The following is a 12528-nucleotide window of genomic DNA, read 5'->3' as shown; positions in this document are numbered from 1 at the left end:
TAAACAGGCTAAGCACCAACCGTTGTTACAAAGCAGTGTAAAAACTGCCGAAGTACGTACATGAAAATTTAATCTCTTAACCTGTTCTAAAAATATTGATTATGAAAAATGATCTAAAAACATAAAATAAATACACATGAAAAGAATCGTTTTTTTAGCAGCATTGATCCTTCCTTTTTTCCTGTCTGCACAGAAAGGGTATATCGTTTATAAAACGATGTATAATGGCGAAGTTTCGGAAAGGCGCAGCGTAGTGGTTTTTGATGGCACTATTGCAGAGATAAATGCAGGAACTGATACGCGAGAAAAGAACTACATTGATTACAAAAACAAACAAACCATACAACTGGTAAAAAACCAGGACGGCTCTTACACAGGCCTGCGTTCGCCTTTTGAGGAATCAACGGTATTGAAGAAAGAAAATATTACGGAAACCATTGCCGGAGTGGTGTGTAAGAAAGCCACTTTTGTGGTGAACTCCAACACCATAGAATTATTTTATAATGAAGATCATCCGGTGAAAGGCGCGCCTTCCATAGGTTATATGCCGCAATTAGGCACCATTTTAAAAGCCGTAAGAAACGGCAATAGCATTGTGCAGGCTGTGGAAATAAACCAGGGTACTTATAAAGGCCTGAAAGCAGAACTCCCGCCCAACGTGCACTATGCCGCCAACCGTGCGGCTTTCACAAGATCAGCTATTGAAAGCAGGTTTACTACGATTAATATTTTCAATAACGATACCATTAATTTTTCAGATAAATATCCGAAAGTCTTGCCTGATAAGCTTAACCAGGTATATCATTATGCCAACGGGAATATTTTATTGAAAAAGATAAAGCTGCCTGTATTCAAATCCTCAGATGCAGTATTCATCACGGTTACACAGCGTTCCAATGGTGATGCCTATGACAGGACAGGCGTAGTGTTTGCCATACCTGTTGATCAGGGTGCGCCGTTAATAAATGCATTTAAAGCAAATGACCTGAAAGTATTGCCTGCCTACAAAGCCGCCAACGGTAAGCATTATTACGCCATGGTAGATCATAAAAGCTTTACAGTACCTTACGAGTTGATGCGCTTTTTTACACCCTTCGGCATTGGCGCCTATAACGAACGCTCGCAGATAGAAGGCTACAGCTGGCCTGACTCTGCAAGTTATTCACAAGAGATCACAGACATGAAAACTGCATTGAGCGGCAGAGAAGTGTATATGATGATGTCGGTAAATAACTACGATGCGGGCGGCCATGTGGTAAGCCTTGACCTGAAAGTATATCCCGGCAGCGGCAACAAAAATGCTATAGCGGGTAATGCCAATTTCCATAAAATGCTTTTTAATACTACCAATGTGGCAGAGTCGATGGGGCAGGGTTTGGGAGATATGTTTGGTACTGATTCGCTTAAAGTAGCGTTTACGCTTGATAAACCTTTGAAAGATGCTTACCTGCGCTATGTAAGTACCGGCTGGGGCGGATGGGGCAATGGAGATGAATTTTTGCCTAAGATCAACGACATTTTTCTTAATGGTATAAAAGTATTTTCTTTTATTCCCTGGCGCTCAGACTGTGTCACCTATAGAAACCTGAATCCTGTATCGGGAAACTTCGGTAACGGTTTATCATCCTCTGACCTCAGCAGGAGCAACTGGTGCCCGGGTACTACTACCAATCCAATTCATATTCCTTTGGGCGACTTAAAGCCCGGCAAGCATTTGCTGAAAGTAGCCATACCAATGGGCAAACCGGAAGGCAGCAGCTACAGCGGATGGAATGTATCAGGATTATTGGAAGGGGTGCAGTAAATTTGATTACAGATTGCAGATTACAGATTACAAATTACAATTCCATATTACAGAGTTCAAATTGAAATAAAGATCATTAACTTTTAACATCAATTCACCATTCATAAATCGCCAATTGCTTAGTGTTCGCAGAAATCATCATACCGCTATATCTTCCCCGGAACTACACCTGGTCTGTTCCGGAGGAGTTTACGGACGAGATGCAGGTCGGTGTCCGTGTAGAGGTGGCGCTGCGTAACAAAAAATATACAGGCATTGTAAAACGTTTATTTCATGAGCCTCCTGAAGGATTTCAGCCAAAACCCATACTAAGCGTTATTGATAAAGAACCGCTGGTGTATGGCCATCAGTTATCTCTCTGGAACTGGATAGCACAATACTATTTATGCACGGAAGGTGAAGTAATGCAGGCTGCTTTGCCGGCTAATTTTAAACTGTCGAGCGAAAGCGTTTTGATATGGAATGATGAGATCAATGAAGAAGAACTCCAGGACCTGGACGATGAAGAATTTATTGTTGCTGAAGCATTGTCTATAAAAAAAGAGCTGCGTCTGTCGGAAGTGCAGCAATTGCTGGATTCCGTGCATGTATATCCGGTGATAAAAAAACTGATTGAAAATAAGGTTTGTTTTATCTGGGAAGAGCTTAAGCAAAAGTATAAAGAAAAGAAGGAAACTTACATTACCCTTCACCCCCAATACAACAATGACGAGGCTTTGGAGCAATTGCTCAACGACTGGCAGGGCGCACCCAGGCAGATGGAATTGTTGCTTGCATACCTGCATTTGCGCAGTACTGAGGGAGAGGTAATCCAATCTGCGCTGCTTAAAAAATCGGGCGCAACCACTCCGCAATTGAAAGCCCTGATCAATAAAAAAATACTGGTTGCAGAAAAACGTGCTGTCGGCCGCCTGCCTGATCTGCATGCAGATATCCGGCTGGGTTTTGAATTGTCTGTGGCACAACAGGCAGCCATGGAGGCTATTAAAAACAGTTTTGAAGAGAAGAATGTGTGTTTGCTGCACGGCGTTACTTCCAGCGGAAAAACACAGATATACATCAAGCTGCTGGAAGAACAGCTGAACCTTGGCAAACAGGCGCTTTACATGCTTCCCGAGATTGCGCTGACAGCACAGATCATTCGCCGCCTGCAAAAACATTTCGGTGGTAATATTGCTATTTACCATTCTAAGTTCAACGCGAATGAACGGGTAGAGATCTGGAACAAAATAAAATCAGGTGAAGTAAAAATTCTCTTAGGTGCAAGATCGGCGCTGTTCCTGCCGTTCAAAGACCTGGGACTCATCATTGTAGATGAGGAGCATGATGCCTCTTACAAACAGCAGGAGCCGGCGCCACGCTATCATGCACGCGATGCAGCGGTATACTACGCTGCTCAATTCGGCGCCAGAGTTTTATTAGGCAGCGCCACACCATCGCTGGAAACTTACCTGAACTGTCAAAACAATAAATACGGCCTGGTAGAGTTAAATGAACGCTACGGCAAGGTGGAGATGCCGGAAATACAGCTTGTAGACTTAAAGACAGTGCCAGCGCTGCCCGGCAGCAATGAGCGCCATATATTATCTCCACAGCTTATCCAGGCTGTTGACCGCTCCATGGAAGATCATAAGCAGGTAATCTTATTTCAGAACCGTCGCGGCTACTCTCCCTATTTTATCTGCAACACCTGCGGATGGATACCACACTGTACGGATTGTGACGTTACGCTTACTTATCACAAAGGCAAAAATAAATTAACCTGCCACTACTGTGGAAAAGATTACCCCGTTATTCAAACCTGCGTGGCATGCGGCTCTCATGATTTTAAACAAAAGAATTTCGGCACTGAGAAAATTGAAGAGACTGTGGTAGAGACCTTTTCCAATGTGCAGATAGCGCGCATGGATTATGATTCTGTGAAAGGAAAGCATGACCATGATGCCCTTATCAGGAGGTTTGAACAAAAGCGTATTGACATCTTGGTAGGAACTCAAATGGTTGTAAAAGGCCTGGACTTTGAACATGTAAACCTGGTAGGCATTTTAGATGCCGACGGTATCCTGAATTTTACGGATTTCAGGGTAAATGAGCGCGCCTTTCAGCTCATGGAGCAGGTGAGCGGCCGTGCGGGGCGCAGAGGCGATAAAGGTCTGGTGATCATCCAGGTTTCTAAAACCAACCACCCCGTGCTTGATTTTGTGCGCCGGCATGACTACAAAGATTTTTACAAATTTGAAATAGAAAACCGCCGCCTTTACGAATACCCGCCGTTCACAAGGCTGATCCAGGTGGTGTTTAAACACAAAGAAAAACATATTGCTGAAGAGGCTGCAAACATCCTGGTAAACGGCATCAGGCAGCAAGGGAAATTCAGGATCATAGGCCCTGCTGAGCCCGTGATAGCACGTATCCGCAATCAATACCTTTATGAAATACTGATCAAGTTGCCGAAAGATAACAGGCAGATCAACTATTGCAAAACCCTGATTGCCCAGCAGATCATTATACTGCAAACAAACAAGCGATACCGCAGCGTAGTTATATTGCCGAATGTAGACCCCGTTTAGATCTCCCTGTTTATATGCTCACCTAAAAATGCTGCAACATCTTCGCAGGATTTTATAAAGGCTGCCTGGGTAAATTCATGTGTCTCATTTTCGTATTCTATCACCTTATTGGGTACACCTGCAGCGTTTAATTTATTGTGCAGCATAGTATGCTGCGTGCGGGAAACTGCTGTATCTTCACTGCCGTACAAAGTTAGCGTAGGCGGCGTTTCAGTGTTTATAAAGTTTATAGGGCTGCTTTCCTTATATAGTTTCGGGCTGCGTGCCGGGCTGCCGTTCAGCAGGTAACTATAGGTCATAGTTGCAATAAAATCATTTTGAGAATAATTGTAGAGCGCTTCAAGATCACAAGGGCCAAAATAGTTCACCACGGCTTTGGGCTTTACCGGTGTATTGTATTTAAAACCCTGTAGCATTGCCAGTTGAGCGCCTGCACTTAACCCTACAAAAACCCAATCAGTAGATACCTCCAGCTCCTGCCGGCGTTCATAAACGTAGGTGGCTGCAGCTTTCACATCATTCTCCTGGGTGGGAAAAGGATTTTTATCCAGGATAGCAAGCCGGTAATTAACGTTCACGATAGCCCATCCTTTCAGTTTTTCTTTAATGGCATCTATCTGCCAGCTAAAATCGTCTTTATCGCCTGAAATCCATGAGCCGCCGTGTATCAGGAATAGCACTTTCGTAGCCTTTTTGCTGCGTTTTTCGGGCAAGTATATATCCATGGCCTGCTTACCGTCTGCGCCGTATTGTACATTCTGTTTTATCTCCGATTTCAGGCGTTGAGTTTCATATGACAGGCTTGTTTTGTTGCACGAAATTGCGGTTGAAAACAATATAATCACATAGAGGACATACCGGTGCATAATCAATGATAAGCATTTTCTGATTGTTACAGTCTTATTCATTGCAGGAAACAAATTAGAAGCTGTAAACTTTATCATAGTGAAATGGTTGTTTACATAAATATAACAACAGTTGTTAAAATGACATAGGAATAATAATAATATGCTTAAATTTAACATAATATTATTTTGGTAGTAATAAATTAATAGGCAACGGGTTAGCATGTGCCCTGCTATATGTATTTACAAATCTATGATAAATATAGTGTTAAAAACCGATAATGTAATCGTTGTAAATAATAGTATATACCTGGGCAGAAAATTATGCCGGAGTGCTTTTAATAAATAAGGCAAGTGTTTACGATAGGAATATGGCAATTAGAAGCCGTAATTTTTTTACAGCAAAAAACATTACACTTGCACAGATGAACCTGCATTAAAAACCACTATTCATTCAATATAATGCTGCGGATAGTTTTTACAACCCCGTTATCATTATTTGAATATTGTGTAATATATTTCGATGCGGTTTTAATTTCCGGTTCGGCATTCAGCATAGCATAGCTGTGGGTACCAGCCTGCATCATTTCCAGGTCGTTGAGGAAATCTCCAAAAACCATTGTCTCGTCAGCGGTAATGCCGAACTTTTTCTGGATCTGCCTTACTGCTGCACCTTTGTTGGTGTTCAGGTTCATTATGTCTATCCATCTCCTGCCTGAAACAACCACTTTTAAAAATGTCGCCATTTGATTCAACAGCGGGTAGCTGTTGGTTCTCGGGCCTGAATAATCGCATATGGCAATTTTTAAAAACTCATCTTCTACTTTCGTCAGGTCTTCAGCGTAAGTTATTTTTTTATAATAATTAGATGCATACTTCAACAGTTGTTCGCTGTTATTTTCGTAGTAGGCGCTTTTAATGCCACATAAAATTATGTCTGTATCCTTTATGGTTCTTGCCAGTTTTATAACATCGTTGGCATGTTCTTTTGTAATTGTAGTGAGGCTCAGGCATTCTCCGCGAAACATGACCATAGCGCCATTTTCAGCAATAAATATGCAGCGTTCACTGATGGGGCTAAACAATTCCTGCAGGTTGTAATACTGTCGCCCGCTTGCTGCGGCAAACAATATGTTTTTTGCTGAAAGTTTTTCTTCTGTGTGCCAAAAGTCCTGCGGAAGGTTTTTGTCATTGTCAAGGAGGGTACCGTCTATATCTGTTACAATTAATTTTATCATAGTGCATCTGTGTTGGGCAAACTTATTGAAAATTTCCGATAGCATTTTTCTTCTTACTTTTGTTCACCGGAAAAGATAAATCAAATGAAATATTCTCAAATATCAGGCGTGGCGCTTGCCTTGGTTCTAATTGCTGTCTCTTTTATTCCATGGGTACATATAGCTTCTATAGATGCTACAATCACCGGTATGCATACCACAGGCACTAATTTCGGCAAGCCGGCATTTATGAATATATTTTTTTCGGTGATTGCAATCGCTTTATTTCTTGTACCGAAGCTTTGGGCTAAGCGCGTTAATCTGTTTATTTGTGCGCTGAATATGGCGTGGGCCATAAGAAATTTTTTTGTGGTAACTACATGCTTTGGCGGTGAATGCCCTGAAAAGAAAGCCGGTATTTATCTATTGCTGGTATTGGCAGGCGGCATGCTGGCAATGTGTACCTTACCTAAGTTACAGACTAAATAGGTTGTTTTAGAGATGTTTATACACAAGATCAATATTAAAGCCGGGTAAAATACTGAGATGGCATAAATGCCTGCCTGATTTAGTAGTCTTGATGAATTTCAGCGTGTAGTATCTGCATAAACTCTTTTCTGTCTATCATCCTGGCTCCCAGGCTTTCCAGGTGCTGTGTATAAACCTGGCAGTCAATAAGTTTTAAGCCTTCCTTTTGCAATTTTTGCACCAGGCGAATGAATGCAAATTTGCTGGCATTGCTTTCTTTACTAAACATGCTTTCTCCAAAAAGTACATTACCCAGCTTTACTGCATACAGGCCGCCCGCAAGTGTGCCCCGATGCCAGGCTTCTGCGCTTAAGGCATAGCCTGCTTTATGTAATTGAATATAATGATGTATGAGCGTTTCATTGATCCAGGTACCCTGCTGCATCTTTCTCGGAATACTTTTGCAGTTGCGCATCACGTCTTCAAACGCTGTGTTCATGCGGAATTCAAAGCTGTCGTTGCTCAGGGTTCTCTGCATGCTTTTACTTACTCTCAGCTCATCCGGGAATAGTACAAACCTCGGGTTGGGGCTCCACCAAAGCGGTACATCATCATCGTACCACGGGAAAATTCCATTTCGGTAGGCAAGCAGTAAGCGGTCGAAAGAAATATCGCCTCCTATTGCCAGAAGGCCGTCGGTAACAGCATCTTCAACGGGAGGAAACCATAGTTTTTCATTTAATATATGCAGCGGCATCAGTCATCGTGAGCTTCTATGGTAGCGTTTATGCCGCGCTCAATGATCTCGTTTTTCATGGATTTAAGCGTATCGTATTCTCCCGTCTTTACCACACACTTACCTTTGAAATGTATAAGCAGGGTGCATTGTTCGGCCTGCTCCGGCTCGTGGCGGCAGACCTCTATAAGCGTTTGTATTACCCAATCAAAAGTATTCACATCGTCATTCCAAACGATCAGCTGAAATTTATCAGCTTTGTCTGTAAGTACGTCGGAATGCTCTTCTTCCCAATGTAACGGTTTGTCGCCATTGTAATTGTTCATGAGGCAAATGTAAAAAATTTTTGAGTCTTAGCAGGCCGGTAAGGTTTATTTTATCATAAAGCATACAATTGATGCATGGATGATGGCCTTAAAGCCTCTAATACGCTTTCATTATTTTATTCCTATTTTTGCGCAATTATTTTTTATGGCAAAATTAAATTTCGATCTTCAGCATACAGACACGTTGTCAAGAGCCCGCACCGGAAAGATTACCACAGATCATGGTGAAATCCTTACACCCATTTTTATGCCAGTGGGTACTGTTGGCAGTGTAAAAGCAGTAAACCAGCAACAGCTCACAAACATTGTGCAGGCACAGATCATCTTAGGCAATACATACCACCTTTACCTGCGCCCGGGTATTCAAGTACTTGAGCAGGCAGGCGGACTGCATAAATTTAACGGTTGGCAGAAGCCCATACTTACAGACAGCGGCGGCTACCAGGTGTTTTCCCTGGCAGGCACGCGCAAGATCAAAGAGGAGGGAGTTTACTTCCAGTCGCATATTGACGGCAGCAGGCATCTGTTTTCCCCCGAAAAGGTAATGGATATACAACGCAGCATTGGCGCAGATATCATCATGGCTTTTGATGAGTGCCCGCATGCAGGCTGCGAGTACGTGTATGCCAGGAAAAGCATGGAGCTTACACATCGCTGGCTAGACCGCTGCCTTGCCAGGCTTGCAGAAACCGAAGGCCGCTATGGCCATACCCAGAACCTTTTCCCCATAGTGCAGGGAAGTACCTTTAAAGACCTGCGCATAGCATCAGCACAATATATTGCCTCTAAAAATGCCGCAGGAAACGCCATAGGAGGCTTGAGTGTGGGCGAGACTGAGGAGGAGATGTATGCATTTACAGCGCTGAGCTGTGAATACCTGCCAGCGGATAAGCCCCGCTACCTGATGGGTGTGGGCACACCGTGGAATATCCTCGAGGGAATTTCTTTGGGAGTGGATATGTTTGATTGTGTAATGCCTACCCGCAATGCGCGCAACGGCATGCTGTTTACTACTCAGGGCGTCATGAATATGAAGAATAAAAAGTGGGCAAATGATTTCTCGGCTATAGATGCCGGGTTTGAAAACGAGATCAGTAATTATTACTCCAAAGCATACTTGCGGCATCTGTTTGTTTCAGGTGAATTGCTGGCCGGGCAATTGGCCAGCCTGCATAATCTTTCTTTCTACCTATGGCTCGTAAAAGAGGCGCGCAGGCACATTATTGCAGGAGATTTTACTTCCTGGAAGCAGGAAATGGTGCAGCGGCTTAAAATAAGGATGTAGATGCTGGCTGCCGCCTGAAGAAACAATAATACTCAAGCGGGAGACGCTCTCCGAATACATTGTATTGTTACAAACAATCTATTGCACAATATAAACCTATAGCAATGAAAAAGGCTCTTTACGAGCCTTTTTCGGGAATATAACTTAACTAAAAACAACTATAATGTCCTGGTTTAAAAAAGCTTTCCGGCGCCAATATACCTGTTGGCCCAATATGTTTCATCCAAATCGCTGATGGTAACGCCTTTACTCGAAGAAGAGTGGATAAATTTATTGTTACCCATATATATGCCTACGTGAGAAACACCGCCGCTTGTGTTGAAGAAAACAAGATCGCCCTGCACCAGGTCTTTTCTTGAAATTTTATCTACAGATGCATATTGTTCTCTTGCTGTGCGCGGAAGATCTAATTTGTAGACTTCGTTCACTACTGCTTGGGAAAAAGCTGAACAGTCAACACCTCTTTTGGTAGTGCCGCCCATCCTGTAGGGAGTGCCGTACCAGAAATCAATCTCTTTTAAAAGCGTAAGGTCTGAAAGTAATTTTTCTGAATCTACAACTATATTCAACCTGGAAGCGTATTTAGCCTGAAGTGTAGTAAAATTATTCAGCATTGACCTGTTGTCTTCAAGTTTTTCATATTCTTCAAGACTTTCTTTGATCACCAGCTCATCTTTTCTCTCAATATCTTTTTTTACTATTTCTTTTGCAGTAGGTTTAGATGGAAGGTCTTTGGTTAATGCTGCCAGTTTAGAGTTGGTTTTAGATAGGGACAGCTGGGTATTTTGTTTTTTAAAGACCGTTTTTTTAGAACTTTCTGTTTTCTTTTTACCTAATTTTATTTTTGGCCCGTTATTTGCATATGATATAGTAGGTGTAAAAGCTGAAAGGCAAATAGCGGAACATAAAATAAACAGCATTTTTTGCATAAGTCCGTATTTTTAAGTTTACTGGGTACGATTGCGAAGCGAATATAGTGTATCTGTATTGGCATATTCGTATTTTATTGCCACTTTAAGTTTATTTTAAATAATTGTTAAGCGTAAGTGTTAACTTCTTTTAACACTGTCAGGATATTTTGCTCCAATTTGTTTTACCCCGGCGCATCAGGTAATTTTTGAGAGGCGCATTTTCCGGTTTTTCCAGTTTTTCATCTTCGGAAATTAATGTTTCTGCGTATTCTTTTGCAGCTTCCAGTATATTTCTGTCAGCTACCAGGCTTACCAGTTTAAAATTCAGCTCACCACTCTGGCGGGTTCCTTCTATATCGCCCGGGCCACGCAGCTCCAGGTCTTTTTCGGCTATCATAAACCCGTCATTTGTAGCACACATGATCTTGATGCGTTCACGTGCGTCTTTGCCCAATTGCTTCCCGGTCATCAGTATACAGTAGCTTTTTTCCGAACCCCTGCCCACGCGCCCGCGTAACTGGTGCAATTGCGAGAGGCCGAATTTTTCGGTGCTTTCAATCACCATCACGCTGGCATTGGGTACATTTACGCCCACTTCTATCACCGTTGTGGAAACCATTATCTGTGTATCACCGTTTACAAACCGCTGCATGTTTGTTTCTTTCAATTCAGGCGTTTGCCTGCCATGTACCATGCTAATGCTGTATTTATCTTCCGGGAAGTAAGTTTTTACCAGTTCGTAGCCATTCATCAGGTTTTCGTAGTCCAGTTTTTCGCTTTCTTCAATCAATGGATAAATAATATAGACCTGCCGTCCTTTGTGTATTTCTTCACGCAGGAAGTCCATCACCAGCATGCGCTGTGTTTCATACCGGTGCACGGTAGTTATGGGTTGCCTGCCAGGTGGCAATTCGTCCATTACGCTGTAATCAAGATCTCCGTAAGCTGTCATAGCCAATGTGCGGGGAATAGGTGTGGCAGTCATCACCAGGATGTGTGGCGGCACGCTGTTCTTTTTCCACAGGCGCGCTCTCTGCGCCACGCCGAACCGGTGCTGCTCGTCTACAATTGCAAGCCCGAGATTTTTAAACACTACCTTATCTTCAATAAGCGCATGCGTGCCTGTGAGTATTTGTATTTCGCCCGCAGCAGTTTTTTCCAGGATATCCCTGCGCTCCCTGGTTTTTACGCTGCCGGTAAGCAATGCAATGTTCACGCCCGGCATGTCTTTCATCAATTCCTGCAGGCTTTTGTAATGCTGTGCGGCCAATATTTCTGTTGGCGCCATCATGCAGCACTGATAGCCGTTGTCTACGGCAATGAGCATGCTCAGCAGCGCTACGATTGTTTTACCGCTGCCCACATCACCCTGTAGCAGGCGGTTCATCTGGTGTCCGCGTGCAGTATCCTGGCGTATTTCTTTCAACACTCTTTTTTGTGCATTGGTCAGCGAGAAAGGGAGGTGGTGTTCGTAAAACTCTTTGAAGATACTGCCAACCTTATCAAATTTTATTCCCTGCGAATGGCGGCTTCTGCCTATCCTGGTAATGTTCAGGCGTACCTGCGCCAGGAAGAACTCCTCAAACTTCAGTCTTCTCAGCGCTGCTTTCTGTTCATCCATATCTTTAGGGAAGTGAATGGCGCCAAATGCGGTAAAGCGCGGCATTAGCCTGAGCTCCTGTAAAATATTTTCAGGAATATTTTCCGGTATGTCTTTTTGCTGCAGCAGGCTGAGCAGTGTGTAGGTAAGCTTGCCTATCTGCCGTGCATTCATATTTTTAGCCTTCAGCTTTTCCGTGGTGGGGTAAATGGGTTCCAGGTAGCTTTTGCCTGTTTGTTGCCGGTCTTTTACGGCTTCCATTTCAGGATGTGATATTTGTGCCTGCCCGTTAAAGAAAGAGACTTTGCCGTATACCAGGAATTCATCGTCCAGGTTAATGATCTTCTGTACCCAGGAAATGCCCTGGAACCATACCAGTTCAATGATGCCCGTATTATCCCGGAAGCGTGCCACAAGCCGCCTCGCACGTTTTTCTCCTACAATGTCAGAAAAAATAAACCTGCCTTTTATCTGGATATAGTCAGTTTGAAAATCAATCTGCGATATTGTAGATACCTGGGTTTTGTCGATGTAGCGCAGCGGATAATGTTCCAGCAGATCGCGGAAGGTAAAGATGCCCAGCTCCTTACGCAGTGTATCACCCCGGAGGGGGCCTACACCCTTCAGGTATTCGATAGGGCTTTCCAATATGTCTGCCAGGTTTGAAATGATTTCTTTTTTAGTTGAAGCAAAAATAACCATCAATGGCGGTATTAAAAAGCCTGCCGGTTTGCTTTCCAAAGAAATAATCTGAAAACCTTTTTTT

Annotated in this window: 10 protein-coding genes; 4 read left to right on the top strand and 6 right to left on the bottom strand. The window is 43.1% G+C overall.

From position 1 onward, the window contains the following. Positions 1-136: 136 nt before the first annotated feature. Positions 137-1804 carry a PNGase F N-terminal domain-containing protein gene (locus OD355_RS13460; RefSeq protein WP_263039011.1) on the top strand — a complete coding sequence of 556 codons (1668 nt, stop codon included), beginning with the start codon at positions 137-139 and terminating at the stop codon, positions 1802-1804. 122 nt (positions 1805-1926) lie between these two features. Further along, positions 1927-4374, top strand: a complete 2448-nt coding sequence (gene priA, locus OD355_RS13455; protein ID WP_263039010.1) for a replication restart helicase PriA — start codon at positions 1927-1929, stop codon at positions 4372-4374. On the opposite strand, the gene OD355_RS13450 is transcribed toward priA, so the two are convergent. Both OD355_RS13450 and OD355_RS13445 read right to left on the bottom strand, forming a co-directional pair. Further along, entirely contained in the window at positions 4371-5318 is a 948-nt protein-coding gene (locus tag OD355_RS13450; RefSeq protein WP_263039009.1) for an alpha/beta hydrolase, read from the bottom strand. The genes priA and OD355_RS13450 overlap by 4 nt on opposite strands. A 347-nt stretch (positions 5319-5665) precedes the next feature. Continuing rightward, on the bottom strand, positions 5666-6457 hold the full coding sequence (locus OD355_RS13445; RefSeq protein WP_263039008.1) for an HAD family hydrolase: 792 nt from the start codon (positions 6455-6457) through the stop codon (positions 5666-5668). An 84-nt stretch (positions 6458-6541) separates the two neighbouring features. On the opposite strand from OD355_RS13445, the gene OD355_RS13440 reads away from it, so the two are divergent. Next, on the top strand, positions 6542-6925 hold the full coding sequence (locus OD355_RS13440; protein WP_263039007.1) for a hypothetical protein: 384 nt from the start codon (positions 6542-6544) through the stop codon (positions 6923-6925). A gap of 79 nt (positions 6926-7004) precedes the next feature. Here the strand turns inward: OD355_RS13440 and aat are convergent, their stop codons facing one another. Then, complete coding sequence (gene aat, locus OD355_RS13435) at positions 7005-7661, bottom strand: leucyl/phenylalanyl-tRNA--protein transferase (RefSeq protein ID WP_263039006.1); 657 nt, start codon at positions 7659-7661, stop codon at positions 7005-7007. Further along, complete coding sequence (locus OD355_RS13430; RefSeq protein WP_263039005.1) at positions 7661-7966, bottom strand: ATP-dependent Clp protease adaptor ClpS; 306 nt, start codon at positions 7964-7966, stop codon at positions 7661-7663. Before OD355_RS13430 ends, aat begins: the two co-directional genes overlap by 1 nt. A gap of 145 nt (positions 7967-8111) precedes the next feature. Here OD355_RS13430 and tgt point away from each other — a divergent pair, with 145 nt between their 5' ends. Further along, on the top strand, positions 8112-9251 hold the full coding sequence (tgt, locus tag OD355_RS13425; RefSeq protein WP_263039004.1) for a tRNA guanosine(34) transglycosylase Tgt: 1140 nt from the start codon (positions 8112-8114) through the stop codon (positions 9249-9251). 173 nt (positions 9252-9424) lie between these two features. Here the strand turns inward: tgt and OD355_RS13420 are convergent, their stop codons facing one another. Then, a complete protein-coding gene (locus OD355_RS13420; RefSeq protein ID WP_263039003.1) occupies positions 9425-10180 on the bottom strand; it encodes a C40 family peptidase in 756 nt (251 codons plus the stop codon). A 139-nt stretch (positions 10181-10319) separates the two neighbouring features. Beyond that, positions 10320-12528: ATP-dependent DNA helicase RecG (recG, locus tag OD355_RS13415; protein ID WP_317619120.1), on the bottom strand; the 2209-nt coding region annotated here is incomplete at its 5' end.

The organism is Haoranjiania flava (assembly GCF_025631005.1).
Taxonomy (GTDB): domain Bacteria; phylum Bacteroidota; class Bacteroidia; order Chitinophagales; family Chitinophagaceae; genus Haoranjiania; species Haoranjiania flava.
Note: the sequence above shows the minus strand (reverse complement) of the source record. Positions and strands in the feature narration are given on the sequence as shown.